The following is a 21,162-nucleotide window of genomic DNA, read 5'->3' as shown; positions in this document are numbered from 1 at the left end:
TTAAATGCTATTGTGCCTAGGCTAAGGCTGATAGCATGCCCAAGAGGTTCTGCGAGACGTGCTTCTATCGTGGCGAAGATGTCGAGTTTTTGAGAGCCTCAGATTTCTGCATAGATTGCATGAGCGTCCACTCTATGTGCCCTCAATGCAAAGCGAGTTTTCACAGCGTCCACGTAATCGAATAGATTTTTTACCCTTTATTCCAATTCGTCATAGGCTGCGGAAGATGATGACGACTATGAACAGTCCCCCTATTATCCACGCCGGTTGCGTGGAAACAGATGAAGAGATAACCGGACTTCTGAATCGCCGTGGCCGCTATCTGACAATAAAAGCGTCTCCTCTCGCCGCGTGCCCATGAAATTTGGCGGCCAGCCGTCGCATAGTTGTATTTTGCAGACTGTCAGCGAATGAATCCTAGATTCGGTTTACGAGATTAAAGTGCTCCGGACGGGATTTGAACCCGTGGTCTTCGCCTTGAGAGGGCGAGATGCTTAACCGGACTACACCACCGGAGCACGATGGTGTCTTTGGTGGACTGAATGAAAATCAACTTCATATTAATATATCTCGGGATCCGCCTTACAAAGACTTTTTAGCGCGACGCCCAGAAGTGTAAAAAGCAGACCGATGGGGATACCGGAGAAGATCAAGGAAATCCAGGATCAAATTCACAGGACCCAGATCAACAAGGCCACCGAATTCCACATCGGATTACTGAAGGCCAAAATTGCAAAGCTAAAGCGGGAGCAAGAAGACAACACCCATGGCAAAACAGTCCACTCGGGTGGCGAAAACGTAGGCTTTGACGTCAAGAAAGCAGGCGACGCCACTGTCGTCCTGATAGGGCTCCCAAGCGTGGGCAAGTCCACCCTCTTGAACAGGCTTACTAATGCAAAGTCTCGTGTTGCTTCATACCAGTTCACGACGCTCACCGCCGTGCCAGGAATGATGGAGTACAGGGGTGCCAGGATTCAGGTTCTCGACTTGCCCGGAATAATTGAGGGTGCGTCCACGGGCAAGGGATTTGGAAAGCGAGTTCTCTCAGTGGCGAGAAACGCCGATCTCGTGCTGATAGTTCTCGATGTCTTCCAGCCCAACCTGCTTGAGGTTCTAAAACGCGAACTTGCCGAAGCAGGAATAAAAGTCGACCAGAAACCGCCCGACATTGTGATCGAAAAGACGTCCATTGGCGGGATTTCAGTCAACCTCCAGGTTCCGACCAATGTTTCGGAAAGACTTGTCAGGGAAATCGCTAGGATCTATGGCGTCCACAATGGGAGGATTATAATCCGAGAACCCGGACTGACTGATGAGCAGTTAATTGACGTGCTTAACGGTAATAGGGTGTATGTACCGTCCCTCATTGTGCTCAACAAGATAGACCTGGTGAACAAGGGCTTCATACAGGAGATACAGTCTAAAATCGGGAACAGTTTCATCCCGATATCTGCAGACGCCAACGTGAATGTCGATGCACTAAAAGAGGTCATTTACAACAAACTCGATTTCATCCGAATTTACATGAGGCCCAAGGGCGGCGAGACTGATTACAAGGAACCCATGATTATGAAAAACGGGGCAACCATTCAGGATGTCTGTAACAAGATACACCGCAACATGGCCAAGAACTTCAGGTATGGTCTTGTGTGGGGTTCAAGCGCAAAATTCGCGGGCCAGAAGGTGGGGCTTGACCACATACTGCAGGACGAAGATGTCCTAACTATCGTCAAGAATGCAGGAGCAGCATAAGCACTCGACCGGGCTGCCTCTTTCTCAGCTAATGATTACCTTGCCGCGCATCTGAGCGGGGTGCAGCGAACAGTAATATTCAAAAACTCCCGGACTTTGCGATGCGATGGCTGTTGTAAATTCCTGGTCGGTCCGAAGATAGGCCGTATTGATGTTTAGCTTGTCGACGATAAAATCATGCCGTACAAAGTCCTTATTTGATATTACAACTTTGAGTGGCACCCCTGCGTGGGCATGGATATCGGGGTTGGTATCGTTAAAGGCATTGTTTTCCGCGACCAGCAAGATTCCATTGAAATCGCTTCCTCCGGGGCTGGCTGCATTGCCAGTGTTGCTCATTAAATTCCCGACACCCCACAGGGTGCCTACAATGATAAAACAAACTGCAATTATGGCGATAATGTTATTCCGCAAACCCTGACTTTCTTGCGGCGAAACATCCTAAATGCGTTTTGTGGCCTGGGTGTTACTTATATAGCTGTACCGCCCAAAGGAAAAAGTTCAATTTGACTCAAGTGGATTATGAACGGCTTGCCCGCAAACGGTACATGCTTTATCTGAAACAAAGCGATGAATCGAAAAACGCTCCGAGAAGAGACTTTCGCTCTCCTATTCTGATTAGACTCGTTCAAATTTTGGCATTTCTGTTTAGATTCTTGCACTTGCGTAAGGCCCGGCCCGTAGAGCGCGTCAAAATAGAGTAAGCGGCTTCGCCGGGCGTTGCCCGAACCGGCACGATATCTGGGATTCTGCATAGATCGCTCTATCTAGTATCCCGCCGCTCCATCGAGGAGCGAAGTGCTTTGCTCACGAACCTACCTTTATTCCGCCTTCGCATATGGACCTGAGGCATTCTATCGCAGAAAGGACTGCCAGGTAGCTCGTTTTGGGATTTGAAGGGCTTGGAACATTGTTCATTAGCAAGTTGATCTCTCCAAAGCCCCCCGTGAGTCTTATCTCGTGAGTATTTCGAGACGACGAAGGGTCCGCAATGACTCTCACCATGGTTCGCCTAGCTCCGATTCCCGCAAGGCTGACGACGGCCGCGATGTTTACGTTGGCAGGAAACAGTTTCACGGCATCTTCTGCGCTGCCTTCATAGAGGAGAGTAGTGCCACTTATCGATTCAGCCTTGGTGTTTGACTTTTCAAAATAAGGAGCCCCGGAAAGGGCCCTTGGGTTCTTTGTGCTAGTGATGGTTATCGAATCAATAAGGTGGCGAACAGACCTTATCGCATCTATTCCTCCAACTGCTCCAGACGGAATATACACGCGCGCGCCTGATTTGCTGGAGGCAGTCGAAACGAGTTCAAGAAATTCTGCATCAGCAAGAGCTCCCGCGCTCATTAACATCACATCCCTTTCCTCTTCAAGGCATCGAACCACGATAGACCGGGCAGCCTGCTGAGAAGCGGCCTCGATCACAAGATCGAAATTTCCCCGAAAGAATCCATCTTCCGTATGTGGAACTGCCGGCTTGGACGCCAACGAGGACTTTAGCCGAGCAGCCGTGTCTTTATTTATGTCAAAAAGCGAGTCAAGTTGAGCATTGCGGATGCTGCCAGAGTCAACCACTCGCGCTAATTCTGAACCAATGGTGCCGCAACCAAAAACGCCTATACGTCTAGCCTTCAATCTTTGCACTCAAAGGATTTGCGACGATTACCTTCTTCCGCCGCCTCGTCGCTCAGGCTTCTTCTGCCCCGGCTGTCTCTTTTTTTCAAATCTCTTTATGAAATTGTCCTTGTTTCTCAGTTTTGCCGTTGGACTTGTACGAGGCTTTGCCTGGATCTTAGGAGTCTGACCTCTAACCTTGCCGGCCTTTGTAAGCGAGCCGTGTGTTGGCAATCTATACTCAAATTCAGTTTGTCTTGAATACTTATATTCTTATGGATGAAATACTCTGATTGACACTCCGGGCGTCACAAGAGGCAAGTATTGCCTGAATTGTTGAGATTTCTGGCAGCGCTCTCCGCGATTGTACTAGTTTAAATGAAGACATCTCGAATACTGAGTGATTAGAAATACCGTATGACGATGCTCGCTGTTGATTACAAAAGCCGTATCCTGGAACTGAAGCGTGAAAAAAACGCAGTTATTCTCGCGCACAACTACCAGCTCCCAGAGGTCCAAGACATCGCTGACTACGTCGGCGATTCACTGGCGCTTTCGAAAAATGCGTCGGGGACTGAGGCAGATTTGATAATTTTCTGCGGCGTGCATTTCATGGCAGAGACTGCATCGATAATCTCACCCAAAAAGAAAGTCCTCATTCCTGACCTGGAGGCGGGATGCTCCCTTGCTTCAACTATAAATGCTCACGAACTTGCTGCCTGGAAAGCCGAGCACCCCGATGCTGTGGTGGTGAGTTATGTCAATACTTCCGCCGAGGTTAAGGCGTTATCGGACTATTGCTGCACATCTGCAAACGCCGTCAAGGTTGTGAATTCTATTCCTGCTGATAGAAAGGTCCTGTTTCTGCCAGACCTTTTCCTCGGTGCGTACGTCGCCGAGACCACTGGCAGGAAGAACATGTACATCTGGCCAGGTGAATGCCATGTCCATGCAGGGATCAAGGCCGAAGACATCAACGCCATGCTATCTACGTTCAGAAACGCCGAATTCTTGGTTCATCCCGAATGCAGTTGCACCTCATCGACCATGTATCATATTTCAAAGGGAGACCTCGCCAAGACAGGACACATACTTTCTACAGAGGGAATGATGAAATACGCTCGCTCTTCGGAATCAAAGCAGTTTGTCGTTGCGACTGAGACTGGCATTTTGCACCGAATGTCAAAGGAGAATCCAGACAAGGAGTTCATCCCCATCCGCAGAGATGCTGTCTGCAAGTACATGAAAAAGATAACCCTCGAAAAGGTCTACCATTCGCTTCTTGAGGACCGCTACGAGGTCAAGGTGCCAGAGGAAACGGCTAAACGTGCACGCAGCGCAATCGATCGTATGCTGGCTATATCTTAGGGGATCTCTAGACTAAAGTCAACTGCCGGCGCGGAATGCGTCAGGTAGCCTGCTGATATGTAATCGGGCTTTGACGCTGCAAAGAGTCGCGCATTGCCGGCGTTGATTCCGCCGGACAGTTCAATTTGCACCTTATTACGCAGCCCGAGCTTTGTGATCGCACGGATTGTTGCCCTGCACTGCGACGGGGTAAAGTTGTCGAGCATGACAATATCGGCGCCCGACTCGACCGCAGAGAGTGCCTCCTCCTGAGTCCTCGCTTCGCATTCGACCTTGATAGACCTGCCGACAGCCGACCGCGCCCTTTGGATGGACTCACTGACAGAGCCGACTGCCTGCAAATGGTTGTCCTTGATAAGGACCATATCGTCCAGCCTCATCCTGTGAGTGCCGCCTCCGCCGGCCAGCACCGCCTTCTTGTCAAAATAACGAAGCCCCGGCGCCGTCTTTCGGGTGGCGAGGATTTCTACCTTTGAATTTCTGCCCAGCCGGCTCTTGAGCCTGCGTGTCTCGGTTGCAATGCCACTCATTCGCATCACGAGGTTGAGGGCTGTGCGCTCAGCCTTGAGGATGGCTGAAGCCGGACCGAAAATTTCGAGTACCCTGTCTCCAGTCGAAAGCTCGGCTCCGTCGGAAAACCTAGTTGTGCACTTGCAGCCACAGATTTCAAAAATGAGCCGAGCCTCAAGGAGGCCGGAAAGGACCGGCTTCTGCCTCCGCTCGGCCTTGCAGATTATGAAAGCCTCGGAATTAAGGTCGGGAGGAAGTAGGGCTTGGCTTGTGATGTCTCCTGCTCCAATGTCCTCGCGGAGAAAACCCTCAAGTGTACTTCTAAGCTGAAGCAATGAATATAGGCCATTCAACGACTAGGATACCTTCAAGGCATATTTGTTCGGGGTTGTAATCTCTAGGGTTTTTGCGACCAGCGACCTAGCTGGGTCAAATACCAGGATAATCCCTGACCAGTCAGGACTAAGATCGGTCGACTTGCAGTTTGGGCAGACCTTGCCTGTAGTGATAACTTTGCACTTGCGGCATGCCTTTTCCTTTGCCATCAGGCCTTCGCCTCGCTACCTTTCTTTGACTTTGCAGCAGGAGCGGCGGGAGGGCTGCCTGTGGCTGCGCCCGCCTTTGCCTTCTTGATCTCTTCCTGAACCCATTCAAGAGCGCCCAGGAACGGCTGACGGCATGTGATGCCTATCTTGCCCATTCCTGATCCCTTGCCCAGGCTCACCGCCGTAATCCTCGCGCGGATTTTTGAGCCTATCTTCAGCGACCGGGCGGACTGGTTGGCAAGTATAACTCCCTGCTTGACATCGCTCTTCAGGTAGTCGTCTGTAATCTGCGAGAGATGCAGCAGTGCGTCAGTTGGACCAATCCTTACGAACGCACCAAAGTCGGTGATTTCAACTACTTCGCCTTCGACTATCTCTTGCAATTTCGGGAAAAAAGTCAAAGCCTTAAACAACACTTTGTGGTAGGTTGCGCCGTCGCCAGCAACCAGCTTGCCGGTCGAGCTGGTTTGCGCATCAGTTATCATGATCACGTAACCGACGTCCGGGCTGATCATGCTCTCATATTTCTCTTTGAGAATCTGGATCGCTGCATCTTTGAGTGAGTTTGTTAACCGGTTGGGAGGTATCCTAACCACGTCGCTCATGTGCACGATTGAAAACATGATATAGTGAAATCTACTCAGACGTCATTATGAACTTTTGGGTTTTTCTTTGATTCTTCCAAATTGTCGATCTTTTAGGCCGCCACCATTTCGTATTTGATGGAAGAATCAGTGCTTTCGAAAGCCGGTGTTATCCCAAGAAGGTGCTGGATTCCCGATTTTAGATAAGACTCCAGGAAAACAGAACCTTTCTTTCCAAGCCTGTGCCTTATGACTACCGTACGTACATTGTGAGAGACCATTTCGTCGTACGTTCCAAGTTGCCCGTATCTGCATATCGCCTTCTCCACGTACTCCCGAACGGCGCCCTGACTCAGTTCTTTTTTCCAAAAGATTATGGTGTCCGGCATAATGCTCGAACCAAGTTTCTTTCCAACGGCCGACAACTGCGTCTCATTCATGGATTCGATAAGGGAGGTTAATGTCTCGCGGTTTATGACTATCATGTCCACCTTTGCTAGATACCTGTTGAATTCCGAGAATCTCCTCAAAATGATATTTACCAATGCGTTGATTGAGATTCCCATGCTGTCCGCTTCTTCTTCCAGTACCCTTAGCATCTGGGAATCGAACCTAAACGAGCGTGTGACCGAGCTCGAGTCCGATTCCGCTTCAAGTGTCGCCAATGAAACGATAGATTGGACATGACCTTTAAGGGGAGCGCGGCTTGGTTATGAAAAACTATAGAGTAACAGATTTCGCTGCAGTTCGCTACAACAAGTTGCACTGCGTACCTGCCCCTTAATAGAAATCTTTTCTCAGTCCTTGCATGGCTTACAGACTATCTGCAAACGAAACACCTGAAAAGTGTCAGCTTTGCAGCGGAACGTCAATCGTATACGACTCTGAAACAACCGAGGCCATCTGCTCGTCCTGCGGAATGGTAGTACGCGACAACGTCGAATCAATGGGCCCAGAATGGCGTTCCTATACCACAGAAGACATACAGAGCAAAAGCAGAACCGGTATGCCCTCGTCTCTTGCATTTCACGATATGGGTCTCTCGACCTTTATCTCATACTCAAACGTGGACGCAAACGGAGTTGCAATCAGCGCGGAGCAGCGAAGCAAGGTTCAGCGAATGCGTCGCTGGAACAAAATTTCGAGCAACAACCGCAGCTACCACAGGAACCTGAAAAACGCGTTTGCAATACTCTCCACGGTTAAGGACAAGTTATCGCTGAATGAAATTTTGATAGAAAAAGCTGCCTACAACTACAGAAAGGCACTCGACAAGCACATCATCAAGGGCAGGTCAATTAGGGCACTCATCGTGGCATCGGTGTATGCCTCCTGTCGTGACCTCGCGGTGCCAAGAACACTAGAAGAAATCGCGACCGCTGCCAACACAGACCCGATATTTGCGGGCAAATGCTACAGGTTGCTAGTGCAGAATCTGGAGCTCCAGCTTCCTGTAATTGATTCAAACAAGTACCTTGCCAGAATTGCAAACAAGGCCAAGATAGGCGAGCGCACATACAGGAGGGCACTTGAAATGCTCTCCGTTATGAAAAACAACCCGGTTTCGCACGGCAAAGATCCAAACGCTCTTGCAGTTGCCGTGCTGTATGCGGCGTGTATGAGAGAAGGAGAAAGCGTTAGCCAAGCTCAGATTGCTGTTGCAGGTGACATCAGCATCGTCACGCTGCGGAAGCGGTTCCAAGACGTGAGGCGGGTCTTTCCTACCGAGTTTCCATAGCCACCTTCAGAACCGGCTGTTTCCATGCGAGCAGAGTCGCTATGGAATTCTTCCCCCTTTCTGCATTGAAACCTATTTTGAAGCGGCTGAGGGTTTAAATACCGAGGCGGCGCGTTTTCAATCATGGTAACTGTCGACCAAGTATTGGGGTCGCTTAGAAAAGTTGTGGATCCCGAGCTTCACAAGGACATTGTTTCTATGAACATGATAAAGGACCTAAAGATAGACGGTGAAAAGGTCGCATTCACTCTTGAACTGACCACGCCCGCATGCCCCTTCAATAGTGACATTGAACGCGACGCTCGAAATGCTATCTCGAGCCTGGGAATAAACGATCTTGACATGAAAGTGACTGCGCGGGTAATGGAAGGACGCGCTGTAAGTATGGATGAGCTGCTGCCTTCAGTAAAGAACATCATAGCTGTTGCAAGCGGTAAAGGTGGCGTCGGCAAGACCACCGTGGCCGTGAATCTTGCGCTTTCGCTGGGCAAGTCTGGTGCGAAGGTCGGGCTCCTTGATGCCGACATCTATGGACCAAGCGTTCCTCTCATGCTTGGCCTCACCGCATCGCCTGAGGTCCACGAAAACAAAATCCAGCCTCCGGTGGCTGATGGAGTGAAGGTCATCTCTATGGGCTTTTTTTACGAGAAGTCTCAGCAGGCCGGCATTTACCGGGGGCCAATAGTCTCCGGCATAGTCAAGCAATTCTTGACAGATGTGAACTGGGGAGAGCTGGATTACCTGATAATTGATTTGCCCCCCGGGACCGGGGACGCGCCGTTGACTATTGCCCAGACGATTCCTATCACAGGCATTCTAATCGTAACTACCCCTCAAGACGTCGCAATGAATGTGGCCGTCAAGGCGATTGGAATGTTCAACAAGTTAAACGTCCCTATAATCGGGGTAGTTGAAAACATGAGCTACCTGAAATGCCCGAACTGTGACGAACAGATATACCTGTTTGGAAAGGGAGGCGGCAGACGTATCAGCGAAGAATTCAATGTCCCGTTTATCGGCGAAATTCCGCTTCATCCCCAAATAAGCCTTGGAAGCGACACCGGCAAACCCGCAGTTCTTTCTGAACCCGAATCAACGCAGGCCCAGGCCTTCAGCAAGGCCGCAAAAGCTATTGCCGGAAGGATAAGCGTCATAGCCTCGGAAATGAGTTCAGAAAGCGAGGGTGCCGCGGCCCCCGCTGCGCCAGCGGTGGGCAACACTTAGGCCTAAAAGCAGACGCCATGCCGATATCAAATGACCTTTTACTGGAACTAAAAAAGCCATTTGGCAAACTAATTCTTGACACTGAGGTTACAAAAGAGCGCCTGCTAGAGGAGCTTGACGGCAGCAGTGGCAGCATTACGGTGGGCGATGCAACGCTAGACCGCATGAACGAGTTTGGTTTGTTCGCGGATTTGAGCATAGTTGACGGTAAAGAAAGGCGTTTCTCCAGGGCAATCCCCCAGCTAACCGGTAAGGTTGCATTGTTTAACTGCTCGAATCCTGCCGGTACGATAACTGATGAGGCGATCAAAACAATCAACGAGTCGCTCGAATCGCTTCCTGCACGGATTGTTGTTCGGGGCGAGGAGGACCTGCTCGCGCTTGCAGTCTGCGCGTTGGCACCTGAAGGGTTTGTCGTCCTATACGGGCAACCTCATGAGGGACTCGTTGCTGTAAAACTGTCTGAAGAAAACAAACGCCGGGCTGCGCTGCTCATGGACAGGGTAATACACGAGAACAAGTGATAGCGCTGTCTAGTCCGACGGATTTATGTGTGACCACGCAGCCAGACAAACTTGGGAGGCATTTCTGAAGAAGTGTTATCGAGCAGGGAGGATGCCAAAGTTCTAGTATTTCTGGTTATGGCGATGCTATTTTTCGTAGTGACTTTACTCGTCTCGTTCTTTGTAATCATATACCTCATTTACAAGGAAGGCGTCTCGCCTGACTACGGGCCTGACCTGTTCATGGCTGGTCTGATACCGCCCTCCATGGCCACGATTCTTCTTTACGTGAAAGTGTTTGGGAGACATCTATTCTCAAAACCGGACAGACCTGTCTAGACCGCTGCCGCGCTTTCGTCGTAACTTCAGGGAGAGAATCAATATTTATCGGGCTGAAATGCAGTCAATGGGGAATGATGAAGTGGTGGCTGTCTGATATCCGATCTGATGATCATACCAATTTCTGACCCCATAGATTCATAAAAGTAATTTTATTGGACTAGGGATCGCAACCGCAGCCGTCGTTTGACTGATCGCCTGCATGGATTCCATATTTCACTCTGCACTTCGAGCAAACACTTTGACCGTACGTGATGGAAGCCCCGCAGAATGCACATGAAGCAGAATTATCAACGTCAGACTTCAATGTACTGCAATCAATTCCGAGATGCCAGTTCTTAAACTATGCTCCCTTACTTACATCGGAGCGACTAGTATTTTTGGCCGATTCGGCGTATTGTGATGGCATTTCTTGCCGCACAACGGACAATTTTTCCTGTCCAAGAATACACACTGGCAAATGTGCGATTTCATGTAGCTTTCTGCGGCGCGCGTAAACTCGCCAGTGCCGTTGCAGAAAGGACATCCTGAATCGGTAATCTCAATAGAGCCCTTACCCGAGCAAACAGGGCAGTTCTGTACATCCGTCTGAGCCATACTCTGCTACCTTTGAAGCTACTATAATATAATAATTGCTTACTCTTAGGAAAGGAATATCCGGAATTAATCCCTGCGCGGCGGTACCAGCCTCCTTAAGGGTAGCTCATCCGACCCTCATCAAAAGCCCCTTTGACAAGTTGCCTCATCGCTCGTCGCAATGGTTAAAACCTGTCCGTCCGCCCTATTCACGTTTGACGGCCTGGATCAAAAGATCTCCTGAATTCAAGCGGCTTTGGAAATTCTCTGTTGGCTTTTATGGGGTCTGGCTAGCTCATATCGGCCTTCGATTCGGGATTTTTGAAGAGTTGAGGCGGCATCCTTGCTCGGCCGTCGAACTTGGCGACAGACTGCGGCTCGACCAACCTTCCGTGAATAGCTGGTTATCTGCTGCAGTGGCGTTTGGATACCTGAAGAGAAGTGGCGACAACTTTTTGTTAAGAAGCAAGTTGGGAGAAGTTCTACTCGACAAGAGCAGTCATGAATTCCTAGGTGGTCAGTTTTCCTATCTGACACTAAGAAGCCTAGAGTACGGCAAGATGGACGAACTCTTTCACACAGGGAAAGCTTCATCTGCCACCGGATCCTTTGAGGCAATCGATGCGGCTACCGAGTGGGACCACGAAGCTTTCCTGCGACTAATCAAAAGGAACAGACAGATAGGCACGTTGCTTGAAAGGGGCTGCAAGTTCCTTGATGTGGGCTGCGGCTCCGGCGGTCTCCTTCAAAAGCTCGTTAGAATGTATCCAAAGACACAATTCACCGGAATCGACCCTTCAGAGAAAGCCATTGAATTAGCCCGGAAGCGCTTGGGTGGCACGGCTTCTCTCTACCCTCTTTCTGGTTGTGACATGGCCTTTTCCGAGGAGTTTGATTTGATATACTGCGGCGAGGTGCTTTACTCTGTCAGTGAAAAGGACAAGTTCTTGTCGAGGTGTCGTGAGGCCCTTTCGCCCGGCGGGAGCATCGTGATTGTTGAAGGGCTGATTCCAGCCAGGCCGAGGAATCCTGCAGGGCCGGAAGACCTTTTGATCTTTGGGATGCAATTAGACTTTGCGCTTCAGGGCGCCCGCTTTCTTCGGACCGACGAAATTTCCGGCCTATTAAGTCGGGCAGCCTTTGGAAGTATCAGATTGACAAATCTCGGAGGAAGGCTGTACCTTATTACAGCCCGCAAATAGCGAGCCGGCGCATCTTTCCTACTCGGCACCGATGAAGCCTATGAGGTCAAAGCCTTCGGCTGTCTTTTCCTTAATCTCTGCTATTGAAATCAGGTGGCCGTCCGGATCCTTGATGATTGCGTGCTTGCCAAATGGTTCATTTGTAAGCTTTTTGAAGAACTTTACCTTCTTGTCTTTAAGCGTCTTCACTGTTGAATCAAGATCGCTGACTTCAAATCCAACCAGCATCGCTGAACCTGTTTTGATGTTTCCTTTGTTCTTTGCCGGGTGAAGGGCCAGAACGGTATCGCTCTTGAAAAATTCTGTCCAATCCTTCGACTTGTTCTTTAATGGAAGGCCGAGCGTGTCTCGATAAAACTTGACAGATCGCTCCATGTCCGAAACCAGCAGGATTACGGCGCCGACTTTGCTGAATGACACAGTATTGAATCCCCACAAATGAGTCTGATTCCCTAAATTAAGAACTTTACTGCTTAACTGCTACCCTTAATTAACTTCCATACGACCTATGAAACCTATGAGCAGGCAGGACGTGCAGATTGCAGCAAACAGCCCGATTTCAGACATTCGACTTGAGAGGGCGAAGAGAGGGATGCCTATGGCCGAGCAGAGGCAGCTATCTGAGGGTTTTAGCCCAGAAAACCGAACGCTTGTTGTCGATGCACTCCTGCATTTTGAAGACTATGACAACATCAAGCCAGGAACAAAGACTGTCTATGTAAACAACCTGCTCTATCTCTGCAGACACCTGAACAACAAGCTTTTGTCAGAGGTTAATCGTGAGGAAATCCTGGCCTATCTGCAGACGTTAAGGAAGAGCTCCACGGAAGACCCGGACCAAAAATGGATTAACACACATAATAACAGGGTGGTGATCTATCAGAAATTCTTCAAGTGGCTGTACTATCCGGAGTTTGCATCAAGAGAAAGACCAATGCCTGACGTTGTGCGTGACTTGCCGCTTTTAAGGCGGAAGGAAAAAACGCATGTCAAGGCAAAAGACCTCTGGACACCTGAAGAGGACGCCGTTTTTGTCAAGTATTGCCAGGACAAACGCATGCAGCTTTACCATATCATGTCAATTGAGACAAGCGGAAGGCCCCACGAGATTCTGGCTATACGAATCGAAGACGTGCAGATAAAGAACACCGGAAACAAGGTTTACGCCGAAGTGGAGATTGGCAGAGGAGGCAAGACAAAGAGCAGGACCGTCCCCTTGATTGATTCTCTGCCATATTACAAGGCATGGCTAAGAGAGCATCCAGAGCCAAGCAATCAAAAGGCGTTCGTCTTCCGCACTCTTGACTTCAAGGGCAAGTATCAGAACAGGCCAATCAAAACGCCCACACTGAGGTCCATTTACCGTAACCTTCGAAACGAGATTTTCCCGCAGCTGCTTGAACGTCAAGACGTACCCGCAGATGACAAGCGAGTTATTCAGGACATGCTCAAGAGGCGATGGAATCCTTACACGCGCCGCCATACTTCGATTACAAAGCTCGCACACATGCTTAACGAGCATGAGTTGCGGCAGCATTCAGGCTGGACCAAGACTAGCCAGATGGTGGAAATCTACACTCATGACCTGGGCGGCGAGAGCTCCAGAGCGATATTGCAGGCCAGGGGCTTCATTCCAAAACCCGGCGAGGCTGACAATAGGCTAGCTCCGGTAGTCTGCCCGAACTGTAAATATGAAAACAAGCCCGACGCGCCTTTTTGCGAAGGCTGCAACCACGTTCTGAGCTACAAGGCATATGTCCAGCAGGCACAACTCACAAGCGACGAGCGCAGCCGCTTACAGAAACTAGAGGAAGACAAGGATATGATTGAGAGACAGCTTGCGAAGGTACTTACAGTTATCAGCCTTTCAGCAAAGGGAATTAAGGTGAGCGATGAGGAAATCGCAGCCTGGGACCGTCAATACAGCGCGAAAACTAGATGATTTAGCGCCTTCTGCCGCACCTTAAGTTACTAGCTTTTCAGTATGGAACCTATGGGTTCAATGAAAAAGCCAAAGTCTGCTAGAAAGCCGACAACCACAATAACCGTAGACCTTGAAGTCAAAAATGCAATTGGGACGCGAGGCCGCGCTGGCGAGTCTTACAATGATGTCTTGCGAAAGCAATTCGATCTAGATAAGCCGGCTGGAATTACCACCGAGGCGAGCAGGGTTCAAAGAGCCTAGCCTTTCAGACCAGCTAAACTGCAGGCTGAAAGACAAAGATAGAGCTGCACTTTGGCAGCTAATGCTTAACCTGGGAACGAACGACAAGACCGAGGCCGTGATGTTTGCAATTAGAACTATCTCGTATGTAACCACCAAACGGATTGAAGAGTATGGCCCGGACACCGTGATGGCAACTATCACCCCTGCAAAGGGTTATCAGACCTTTGTCGAAACGTTGGCACCGGAGCAGTTGGATCAGGTACAGAGACAGGTCGAAGAAAAAGAGGGGTTCAAGATGCGTAAAATCGACGACATAGCAAAGAAGGCTGTCGATAAGCCAAAAATCTATCCCGTTCTTTCGGACGATCAGAAAGCTCGGGCCTTGTCCGATGCATACTTGGCTGCGTACCAGTCGATAATGTCAGATGTAGGCGCTGAGCTCAAAAAGAAGAATCACAAACTCCCGGCTGACCTCAAGATGGCATATGACATGAAAGCCGTTACGACAAAACTTCTTGGTAGCAAGTTAATTAGCGCGATAAGAACCGCAACCGGGGAAATCGCGCCATATGATTGGATTGTACAATCACTTATTCCGGAATACCTCGATAAAGGTCGAATCGAAAGGATTACCGAAGGTGTTTACAGACTGACGCCAATCATAACCCACGAATCTGCCTAATTTCTGTAACACAATGTGTTACATCATAAAACGAAAGAAAGGCTGTACTGTAACACGTTGTACAATGTAATACGTAATTCCGGGATTGTTCTACCGTGTAGTGTAACACGATGTGTTACAGATTATGATAGTTCTGCGAGAATCAATCTAGCAGAAAACAGCCCCGTTAGCAAAGAGGAGCTCAATTCGGTGTTTTTGATGTTCACGATCTTCTGAAACGAAATCCACTGAACTTACTGGTCTAAAGCGCCTGGGCTTAAGTGATGGATTTTCTCCCTGAGCTCTTGATTCTCCTTTTTCAAAGCCTCAAACTCCTTTTGATGTTCGTACTCGCCTAGGGTATGTGATTTCAGGTATTCAACAATGCCTCTTATTTCCTCGACTTTTAGTCCATAGATTCTTTGAGCACCGAGATTCTTTTCGACTTTTTCGTATTGTGCAAGGAGATATCTTAGTCCTGAATCTATGGCGTATTCAGCCAATTCCATCCTGTACACACTTATGAAATTCAGCGCGTATTCAAGTTCAGAGGCAAGCCTGTGTTTCTGGCTTTTCCAACGTTCCAAAACACTCTTTTCATGATTACCTGGCTTGGCTAGTGCTTCGTCAATCTCTTTAATCTCCTCGATTATCTCTTTTGTTCTAAGCACTATCGGAGCATCCGAAAATATAGCCTTGATGAATCTCTGGGCCTCTAGCGGCGATAGTATTTTCTTAAAGTAATCGTCGGGACACTTTTCCAGAAGGGCGAAAAGACGCTCTCTTGTTTCGGTCGCGCCGTTCTCTACGTCTCGCCATGTATCGCTAAAGTTCTGATATTTGCCTCTCAGACCCGTAAATGTTGCCTTGTCCTTCCTCAATGAGTCGATAAATCCATAGCCTTTACCTTCAGCCATTCCTATTTTATCCTACCAAAAATAGGAGGCTCTTAAGTATATGAAGTTTGTGAGAGCTAATAGAATGCAAGAAAGCGTTTCAATAGGCATTTCATTGCCTAGAACCGTAATCGAGAGAATAGACATAGTGCGCGGGGACGTACCACGCTCAAAGTTTGTCTATCGTATTCTCGAAAGTGCAATCGAAAAACAGGAACCGCCTGGAGGCAGAGCGTAATTGTCCTCCCAATTTGCCGAAACACCAGTAACCTCAAGCTCAATCGGCTGGGACCTACTGAGTTATTTCAATCAGAAAACTGAGCAGATCAAGAGCCAGATGACCGCGGCGGTTGCGGCTGGCGTGACGGTTCAACAGGTCGATACAATCGCCAATTCGCTTCTCAATGCGCTCATGGACATGCAGGTCAGCGTCACCGGTACCACACTGAACACAGACAAGAACCTTGACACTTCAAGAGCTAACAGGCCGGAAGTTTCGATAAAGCCTGCAAGACGCGAGAACAAATCCACGGCGCAAATAGTGGGCGAGGCTTACCTTTTAGCCGAGCAGCAAAAGCAGTTAGGCGTCCGAATTGCAAACCTGGAGAAGGACTTCAAGCAGGCAAAGACCGAACCGCGAAAACTATCCCCGTCGTATTACGCGCCAGGGCTAGGCTAAAAGAAAAAGGAAGTATAGGCATCTTGACTTCCGACGCACTTACAGAAAAGTCTACCTCTCAGTCGCAAGAAAATCTTAACAACTTTTTGAAACGGAAGCCCCGCCGCTGCTTTCCTGTCGGCCCGTTTTGGATCGATTCTGAACTTTGGGCGCGGGCCAACGCAAAAAAAGGTGCTGAGGCATGACAGCTCTATGCACCGAAAGCGACATCTGGACCACAGAATATTTAGTGGATCAAACATTCTGCAATCTTGCCGTTTATCCTTCATACTATGAGCAAGCGCGAGAACTGCTTTACCGGATTCCGCGCGGCGGAAATGCAGCGCCGGCATTTCAAATCAGGATTCAGGATTTATGGAATCGCGTTATAGTCGAGCTCGAAAAGTGCAAGCCATCCGCGAGAAAGTACGTGCTTCTGAAAGCTGCGGGGCGTGTCTTTGAAAACATCGACTATTTCTATTTCCACAACTCGATCATGCGTAACCTGCAAGTGGAGCTGGTCGAATAATGGCCAGCTCACTAGTAGGAAAGAAGTATGGCCAGAATACCGCAGCAAAAGAAGACGGCAAGCAGCTGAAAGAAAAAACCACCCCTCAGATAGCCGAGACGCCAAGAATCAAGCTCGATATCTCCTTTGAAGATTGGCAGAAAAGACTGGCGTTTCACTATGAGAACTTGCAGCGAATTACAAAGGAGAACTTTCCGACAGTCTGGCCGGCCTTAGAATTTGTCATTTCGATATCGCGAATCCTCAACATCAAGGACTGCAGCCTTCCATTTATGGGAATAATTCTAGGCAAGCCGAGCTCATTCAAAACATTTGGTATCGAGCTTTTACGCGGTATTCCGGGCACGATCTACACGGACCAGTTTACCGCCAAGTCATTCGTCTCTCACATAAACGGCGTCGACGAAGAAAAGCTCAAGGAAATCGACCTGCTGCCAAAAATCAAGAACAAGGTATTCCTGACGCCGGAGCTGAGCCCAACATTTTCAGCGCGGGAGGAAGACCTGACAAACATACTGGGCATAATCACACGACTCCTTGACGGCCACGGCTTTGAAAGCGACTCAGGCGCGCAAGGACACCGCGGCTATTCCGGCGAGTTCATGTTTACATGGATAGGGGCAGCCGTTGAAATTCCGCGGCGTGTACATAAACTGCTAAGTTCACTCGGTCCAAAACTGTATTTCTTCAGGCTGCATGTGCAGGAAAAAGACGAAAACGGGTACTATGAGCAGATGGAGGCCGACAATTTCAAGGAAAAAAGGCAGGAAATCCAAAGTGCGCTGACCCAGTACCTTGAATGGTTCAGTTATTGCCCCTCGATGGAACTCGACGGCAACGTGCACAAGTTCAGGATGGAAAAAGAGGACAAGGAAGTCGCGCTGAAGGTGATCCGCTTTGCAAAACTCCTTGCACACCTGCGCGGTTCTGTTCCTACCTGGGAAAGCGACGATACGCAGGGCAGCCATTATGCCTATTCGGTTGCAACCATAGAGGATCCAAGCAGGGCAATAACACAACTTCGAAACCTTGCAAGAGGCCACGCCCTGGCAGAGGGACGCAAGACAATCAATGACAAGGACCTTGCGATACTGGCGAATGTCATGCTCAGCACGGCGCCGGTTGAACGGGTTGTCGTCTTTGACCTTCTGCTAGCCCACAAAGGAACGCTCAAGACCTCAGACATCACTAGAGGCATGAACACCACAAACCCGACTGCAAGGCGAACGATGGTCGAGCTCAAAGCCTTAGAGCTGGTCGATATGTCCGAGCCTTCGAGCCAAACTGAAGAGCTGCAGATTACGTTAAAAGACGATTTTAAGTGGTTTCTGACAGAGGAATTTAGCGCTATTAGACGGGGGGAAATTTCTTTCAAGCAGCTTGAAAGAAAAACACCCCCCTCAGAAGAGGGCGCTGGCGATAGCATAGTCGCACGAGCCAAGAACAAAAGCAAGCTGCCGGTCTTTTGGCAAATCTTTGACACGATGTCAAAGGCCAGTTCTGACAATGAAGTTGACTCTGAAGCCTTAAAGCGCGAACTCATAACGTCAGGCAAGTTCGACGCCGGCGAGGCTTACCAAGTAGTCAAAGACTGCCTATCGGAGAATGTCATCTATGAATTTCTTCCGGGTCGTTATCGGAGGGCGACGTAATGAGCCTCGTTTACGAAATCCTTGAAAACAAGCCTGCAAGGTGGGAGCGAATCAATTCATGGAAGCGCGCCCAGACCACGAGGACTTGCCGGGACTGCGGAGCTGTCTTTCAAGGCAGAGGGAGTGCCAAGATAGCAGAGAAACATGAAAAAGATGCTAATCATAGAGTCGTAAAGAGAGAACTGCAAAACTCTACATCTGGATATAAGGAGGACTGCAAAGTTTGAACTCGACCAAGCAAAGCCTGAAAGAATGGCGGCGCTCCCAGGTCCTCGAGCTATTTGCATCGGGCAAGAGTATGACGGCAATCTCCGAGGCGCTCAAGGTCGACATTAGCACGGTGAGCCGTGACATCGCAAGGATGCGAAGACAGGCAATATCCAAGCAATCAGAATACATCGAGAACCTGCCTTTTGAGCACCTGATGTCGATTGCATCGATCACCAAGGCCCATACCGAGCTCTGGAGATTGTATGAGAAAGAACAGGACGCCAAACGCAAGCGGGAGATTCTAGATTCAATCGCCGAAGTCGTCATAAAGCGACAAATCCTGCTAGGCGACCCGGAGCAGATTCAACGTGCACTGAAAACTGTAAGCCGCATTAAGGCTGAAATTCTACAAGTAACAACTGAATCGGGGCCGATAGAGAATTGACATCAGCACTAGGCAGAGGATTAAAGCAGGCACTAGATAGCCTTGACCTGTCTCAGGCAATACCGCTGCAGCCAGACAGCAAGATACCGCTGACGCCCAGGTCATTCTATCATGATTTCGGGGCTGTTATCCTGCATCCCCGGACCAAGGAGCCGGTAGGCGAGTTAGCAGGCTATCAGTATGAGGTCAGCGAGGCGCTATTCCAGTACAAGCGAGTCCTTGAAATCAAGTCGAACAAATGCGGCCAGACTACCGCGAGTCTGATCAATGACTTTCACCTAGCGGTCCTGCCAAGCAGCCACCCAATGAGCTGCAGAGGCTACGACCAATTGATTATCTCGCAAAGCCTGCCGCATAGCAGGGAGCATATCCGTACTCTTAGGAAGCTGATAGCATCGTCAAAGTATGCAGGATGGCTTATCGACAGCCCGCAGGAAATAGACCCCGACAACCCATCCATGAAGTCCTTGCTTAGAAGCGAGCAAAGCAAGGTTAGTGTTATCTTTATCCGAAATCCTACAGATGAGCGGCAGCCAAGCAGGATTATCGGTCTCTCATTGGACAACCCCGGAGCTTTGGCATCCTGGAAAAACGTTCGAAATATCCACATCTCAGACGCAACAATGGCAATCGGGGACATTCACGAGGCGCTAGACCTTGCACTTTCAAGGCTTGTCAACAACGCCGGCAGCTGCCTAATTGAGACTGTACCGGGCAACCCGAAAGGCGCCATATTCGATATGTACCAGAGGTATCTAACGCCAACCGTAACAGGCCAGCTCAAGCAAGGAGACTTTTTCGTTAAAGTAGTGACTGCAGACCAGGCTGTAGCAGCTGGTATTATCGACAAGCAAACCCTAGAAGGCGAGCGAGAACACGACCCGCAGGCTTATAGGCGTCTGTACATGGCCGAGTTTGCAAGCACCGGCGGAAACGTCTTTTCTATAGCAGACATTGACAAGGCACTAGAGCTCGGCAAGGCATTAGACGACAAGTACGGCGTACATTTCGTTAACAAGGACGCTTCAAAAGCATACGGCATAGACCCGGGCTTTGGCAGCTCTGCCTTTGGCGAATGCATATTCAGCAGGTAGACGGCGTTCTACAAGTTCTCTTAGCTGATGAAGTGGACCTCAAGCATCCAAGCGAGACATGGAAGGAAGACAGCGGCTTTAGGAATCGAGTTGATAAGGTGCAGGAAATCTATACCAAAATGAGAGCTTGGAATATCAGCCGCGCAATGATCGACGGTGCCAATGCCGCGCTGATTAGAGACTTGAAGCTAAGGCATCGCGAGCGTACAGACTATGAAAACCTGACAGAGCAAGAGCTCAGCGGCTGCACGATAAAGCCTATACCTTTCAACAAATACCACAAAGAGATGCTAGGCCACGCTCAGCTTTTAATGCAAAAGGGCCTGGTTGCTATATCGCCAAGATTCACTAAACTAATAGACTCCTGCCGTACGGCCACATCTAAAGACGGCGCGCTGGATAAGGAATCAACTTTATACGATAACTGCTTTGACGACTTTAGGCTAGCGTTGTTTAATTTCAAACTGGACAAGCGGAGGCGCGACTAATGGTAGACATTAACGATACTATGACTGATGCACTAAGGCGCAAGCTAGGAAGCAAGCGAGAGGTACAGGTCATTGCAGACAATTACAACATCGACATAACCTGCCCTATCTGCGAAAGTGAGAAACTAATTTACAAATCGACCGACGCTGAGAAAATGGTATGCGTCTCATGTACTGCAGACTTTGACATCTCGGAGCTAATCAAGGATACAGACGTTGACATCCTGGTCAGCGAAGGCGAAGGGGACCCGTTGGTAAAGTTCTTTGAATCTGGCCCCGGCATCGACAAGGAATCGCCGCTAGTCCAAAAGACTCGACAGGAACTTGAAAAGAAAGGCGTGACGATAAGGAGCATAGACCAGTACAATCCGTAAAATCAAGACGGCAACAAGGCCTTAAAAGATTGA

At 49.2% G+C, this 21,162-nt stretch carries 27 protein-coding genes and 1 tRNA gene; 18 read left to right on the top strand and 10 right to left on the bottom strand.

Annotation, left to right across the window (positions count from 1 at the left end; genetic code table 11):
- Window positions 1-442: 442 nt before the first annotated feature.
- Window positions 443-518, bottom strand: a tRNA-Glu gene (locus ABI361_02230).
- Window positions 519-630: 112 nt separating this feature from the next.
- Here ABI361_02230 and ABI361_02225 point away from each other — a divergent pair.
- Window positions 631-1,752, top strand: coding sequence for a GTP-binding protein (locus tag ABI361_02225; GenBank protein MEO9319468.1), 1,122 nt, complete (start codon window positions 631-633; stop codon window positions 1,750-1,752).
- Window positions 1,753-1,776: 24 nt separating this feature from the next.
- Here ABI361_02225 and ABI361_02220 read toward each other — a convergent pair whose 3' ends face one another.
- The 3 genes from ABI361_02220 to ABI361_02210 form a co-directional block, all read right to left on the bottom strand.
- Window positions 1,777-2,091, bottom strand: coding sequence for a cupredoxin domain-containing protein (locus ABI361_02220; GenBank protein ID MEO9319467.1), 315 nt, complete (start codon window positions 2,089-2,091; stop codon window positions 1,777-1,779).
- 468 nt (window positions 2,092-2,559) lie between these two features.
- On the bottom strand, window positions 2,560-3,387 hold the full coding sequence (locus tag ABI361_02215; protein ID MEO9319466.1) for an aspartate dehydrogenase: 828 nt from the start codon (window positions 3,385-3,387) through the stop codon (window positions 2,560-2,562).
- A 27-nt stretch (window positions 3,388-3,414) separates the two neighbouring features.
- Window positions 3,415-3,600 carry a 30S ribosomal protein S30e gene (locus tag ABI361_02210; protein MEO9319465.1) on the bottom strand — a complete coding sequence of 62 codons (186 nt, stop codon included), beginning with the start codon at window positions 3,598-3,600 and terminating at the stop codon, window positions 3,415-3,417.
- Window positions 3,601-3,783: 183 nt separating this feature from the next.
- On the opposite strand from ABI361_02210, the gene nadA reads away from it, so the two are divergent.
- Complete coding sequence (nadA, locus tag ABI361_02205) at window positions 3,784-4,734, top strand: quinolinate synthase NadA (protein ID MEO9319464.1); 951 nt, start codon at window positions 3,784-3,786, stop codon at window positions 4,732-4,734.
- Here nadA and nadC read toward each other — a convergent pair.
- From nadC to ABI361_02185, 4 genes are all read right to left on the bottom strand, one after another.
- Entirely contained in the window at window positions 4,731-5,579 is an 849-nt protein-coding gene (gene nadC, locus ABI361_02200; protein ID MEO9319463.1) for a carboxylating nicotinate-nucleotide diphosphorylase, read from the bottom strand. The two genes, nadA and nadC, sit on opposite strands and share 4 nt — an antisense overlap.
- A 21-nt stretch (window positions 5,580-5,600) precedes the next feature.
- On the bottom strand, window positions 5,601-5,789 hold the full coding sequence (gene spt4, locus ABI361_02195) for a transcription elongation factor subunit Spt4 (protein ID MEO9319462.1): 189 nt from the start codon (window positions 5,787-5,789) through the stop codon (window positions 5,601-5,603).
- On the bottom strand, window positions 5,789-6,412 hold the full coding sequence (locus tag ABI361_02190; GenBank protein MEO9319461.1) for a DNA-directed RNA polymerase: 624 nt from the start codon (window positions 6,410-6,412) through the stop codon (window positions 5,789-5,791). Before ABI361_02190 ends, spt4 begins: the two co-directional genes overlap by 1 nt.
- A 74-nt stretch (window positions 6,413-6,486) precedes the next feature.
- Window positions 6,487-7,038, bottom strand: a complete 552-nt coding sequence (locus ABI361_02185) for a hypothetical protein (GenBank protein MEO9319460.1) — start codon at window positions 7,036-7,038, stop codon at window positions 6,487-6,489.
- A 143-nt stretch (window positions 7,039-7,181) separates the two neighbouring features.
- Here ABI361_02185 and ABI361_02180 point away from each other — a divergent pair, with 143 nt between their 5' ends.
- From ABI361_02180 to ABI361_02160, 5 genes are all read left to right on the top strand, one after another.
- Window positions 7,182-8,111 (top strand): TFIIB-type zinc ribbon-containing protein, encoded by a 930-nt coding sequence (locus ABI361_02180; protein MEO9319459.1) that lies wholly within the window; start codon window positions 7,182-7,184, stop codon window positions 8,109-8,111.
- A 123-nt stretch (window positions 8,112-8,234) separates the two neighbouring features.
- Window positions 8,235-9,335 carry an Mrp/NBP35 family ATP-binding protein gene (locus ABI361_02175; GenBank protein MEO9319458.1) on the top strand — a complete coding sequence of 367 codons (1,101 nt, stop codon included), beginning with the start codon at window positions 8,235-8,237 and terminating at the stop codon, window positions 9,333-9,335.
- A gap of 17 nt (window positions 9,336-9,352) precedes the next feature.
- Entirely contained in the window at window positions 9,353-9,859 is a 507-nt protein-coding gene (locus tag ABI361_02170) for a DUF359 domain-containing protein (GenBank protein MEO9319457.1), read from the top strand.
- Window positions 9,860-9,910: 51 nt separating this feature from the next.
- Window positions 9,911-10,177 (top strand): hypothetical protein, encoded by a 267-nt coding sequence (locus tag ABI361_02165; GenBank protein MEO9319456.1) that lies wholly within the window; start codon window positions 9,911-9,913, stop codon window positions 10,175-10,177.
- Between the two features lie 992 nt (window positions 10,178-11,169).
- A complete protein-coding gene (locus ABI361_02160) occupies window positions 11,170-11,955 on the top strand; it encodes a methyltransferase (GenBank protein MEO9319455.1) in 786 nt (261 codons plus the stop codon).
- An 18-nt stretch (window positions 11,956-11,973) separates the two neighbouring features.
- Here ABI361_02160 and ABI361_02155 read toward each other — a convergent pair whose 3' ends face one another.
- On the bottom strand, window positions 11,974-12,375 hold the full coding sequence (locus ABI361_02155; GenBank protein ID MEO9319454.1) for a VOC family protein: 402 nt from the start codon (window positions 12,373-12,375) through the stop codon (window positions 11,974-11,976).
- 97 nt (window positions 12,376-12,472) lie between these two features.
- On the opposite strand from ABI361_02155, the gene ABI361_02150 reads away from it, so the two are divergent.
- The 3 genes from ABI361_02150 to ABI361_02140 all read left to right on the top strand — a co-directional run bounded on the left by ABI361_02150 (window position 12,473) and on the right by ABI361_02140 (window position 14,804).
- On the top strand, window positions 12,473-13,897 hold the full coding sequence (locus ABI361_02150; protein ID MEO9319453.1) for a site-specific integrase: 1,425 nt from the start codon (window positions 12,473-12,475) through the stop codon (window positions 13,895-13,897).
- Between the two features lie 60 nt (window positions 13,898-13,957).
- Window positions 13,958-14,140, top strand: a complete 183-nt coding sequence (locus ABI361_02145) for a hypothetical protein (protein MEO9319452.1) — start codon at window positions 13,958-13,960, stop codon at window positions 14,138-14,140.
- 61 nt (window positions 14,141-14,201) lie between these two features.
- Window positions 14,202-14,804, top strand: coding sequence for a hypothetical protein (locus tag ABI361_02140; GenBank protein ID MEO9319451.1), 603 nt, complete (start codon window positions 14,202-14,204; stop codon window positions 14,802-14,804).
- 233 nt (window positions 14,805-15,037) lie between these two features.
- Here the strand turns inward: ABI361_02140 and ABI361_02135 are convergent, their stop codons facing one another.
- Window positions 15,038-15,700 (bottom strand): hypothetical protein, encoded by a 663-nt coding sequence (locus ABI361_02135; GenBank protein ID MEO9319450.1) that lies wholly within the window; start codon window positions 15,698-15,700, stop codon window positions 15,038-15,040.
- Between the two features lie 217 nt (window positions 15,701-15,917).
- Here ABI361_02135 and ABI361_02130 point away from each other — a divergent pair, with 217 nt between their 5' ends.
- From ABI361_02130 to ABI361_02095, 8 genes are all read left to right on the top strand, one after another.
- On the top strand, window positions 15,918-16,358 hold the full coding sequence (locus ABI361_02130) for a hypothetical protein (protein ID MEO9319449.1): 441 nt from the start codon (window positions 15,918-15,920) through the stop codon (window positions 16,356-16,358).
- A 181-nt stretch (window positions 16,359-16,539) separates the two neighbouring features.
- A complete protein-coding gene (locus tag ABI361_02125) occupies window positions 16,540-16,866 on the top strand; it encodes a hypothetical protein (GenBank protein ID MEO9319448.1) in 327 nt (108 codons plus the stop codon).
- On the top strand, window positions 16,866-18,518 hold the full coding sequence (locus ABI361_02120; protein ID MEO9319447.1) for a hypothetical protein: 1,653 nt from the start codon (window positions 16,866-16,868) through the stop codon (window positions 18,516-18,518). Before ABI361_02125 ends, ABI361_02120 begins: the two co-directional genes overlap by 1 nt.
- Entirely contained in the window at window positions 18,518-18,745 is a 228-nt protein-coding gene (locus ABI361_02115; GenBank protein MEO9319446.1) for a UBP-type zinc finger domain-containing protein, read from the top strand. Before ABI361_02120 ends, ABI361_02115 begins: the two co-directional genes overlap by 1 nt.
- Entirely contained in the window at window positions 18,742-19,173 is a 432-nt protein-coding gene (locus ABI361_02110) for a hypothetical protein (protein ID MEO9319445.1), read from the top strand. The genes ABI361_02115 and ABI361_02110 overlap by 4 nt, the downstream gene beginning before the upstream one ends.
- On the top strand, window positions 19,170-20,267 hold the full coding sequence (locus ABI361_02105) for a hypothetical protein (GenBank protein ID MEO9319444.1): 1,098 nt from the start codon (window positions 19,170-19,172) through the stop codon (window positions 20,265-20,267). Before ABI361_02110 ends, ABI361_02105 begins: the two co-directional genes overlap by 4 nt.
- Window positions 20,249-20,755: a hypothetical protein gene (locus tag ABI361_02100; GenBank protein MEO9319443.1), complete on the top strand. Its 507-nt coding sequence runs from the start codon at window positions 20,249-20,251 to the stop codon at window positions 20,753-20,755. The genes ABI361_02105 and ABI361_02100 overlap by 19 nt, the downstream gene beginning before the upstream one ends.
- Window positions 20,755-21,129, top strand: coding sequence for a hypothetical protein (locus ABI361_02095; GenBank protein MEO9319442.1), 375 nt, complete (start codon window positions 20,755-20,757; stop codon window positions 21,127-21,129). Before ABI361_02100 ends, ABI361_02095 begins: the two co-directional genes overlap by 1 nt.
- The last annotated feature ends 33 nt before the right edge of the window (window positions 21,130-21,162 follow it).

It is taken from the genome of Nitrososphaera sp., from assembly GCA_039938515.1.
Taxonomy (GTDB): domain Archaea; phylum Thermoproteota; class Nitrososphaeria; order Nitrososphaerales; family Nitrososphaeraceae; genus Nitrososphaera.
Note: the sequence above shows the minus strand (reverse complement) of the source record. Positions and strands in the feature narration are given on the sequence as shown.

Coding starts and splice junctions, on each gene's coding strand:
- ABI361_02225 (MEO9319468.1), top strand. CDS start 631: ATGGGGATACCGGAGAAGATCAAGGAAATCCAGGATCAAATTCACAGG.
- ABI361_02220 (MEO9319467.1), bottom strand. CDS start 2,091: ATGAGCAACACTGGCAATGCAGCCAGCCCCGGAGGAAGCGATTTCAAT.
- nadA (MEO9319464.1), top strand. CDS start 3,784: ATGACGATGCTCGCTGTTGATTACAAAAGCCGTATCCTGGAACTGAAG.
- spt4 (MEO9319462.1), bottom strand. CDS start 5,789: ATGGCAAAGGAAAAGGCATGCCGCAAGTGCAAAGTTATCACTACAGGC.
- ABI361_02190 (MEO9319461.1), bottom strand. CDS start 6,412: ATGTTTTCAATCGTGCACATGAGCGACGTGGTTAGGATACCTCCCAAC.
- ABI361_02180 (MEO9319459.1), top strand. CDS start 7,182: ATGGCTTACAGACTATCTGCAAACGAAACACCTGAAAAGTGTCAGCTT.
- ABI361_02175 (MEO9319458.1), top strand. CDS start 8,235: ATGGTAACTGTCGACCAAGTATTGGGGTCGCTTAGAAAAGTTGTGGAT.
- ABI361_02170 (MEO9319457.1), top strand. CDS start 9,353: ATGCCGATATCAAATGACCTTTTACTGGAACTAAAAAAGCCATTTGGC.
- ABI361_02150 (MEO9319453.1), top strand. CDS start 12,473: ATGAGCAGGCAGGACGTGCAGATTGCAGCAAACAGCCCGATTTCAGAC.
- ABI361_02145 (MEO9319452.1), top strand. CDS start 13,958: ATGAAAAAGCCAAAGTCTGCTAGAAAGCCGACAACCACAATAACCGTA.
- ABI361_02140 (MEO9319451.1), top strand. CDS start 14,202: ATGCTTAACCTGGGAACGAACGACAAGACCGAGGCCGTGATGTTTGCA.
- ABI361_02135 (MEO9319450.1), bottom strand. CDS start 15,700: ATGGCTGAAGGTAAAGGCTATGGATTTATCGACTCATTGAGGAAGGAC.
- ABI361_02125 (MEO9319448.1), top strand. CDS start 16,540: ATGACAGCTCTATGCACCGAAAGCGACATCTGGACCACAGAATATTTA.
- ABI361_02120 (MEO9319447.1), top strand. CDS start 16,866: ATGGCCAGCTCACTAGTAGGAAAGAAGTATGGCCAGAATACCGCAGCA.
- ABI361_02115 (MEO9319446.1), top strand. CDS start 18,518: ATGAGCCTCGTTTACGAAATCCTTGAAAACAAGCCTGCAAGGTGGGAG.
- ABI361_02100 (MEO9319443.1), top strand. CDS start 20,249: ATGCATATTCAGCAGGTAGACGGCGTTCTACAAGTTCTCTTAGCTGAT.
- ABI361_02095 (MEO9319442.1), top strand. CDS start 20,755: ATGGTAGACATTAACGATACTATGACTGATGCACTAAGGCGCAAGCTA.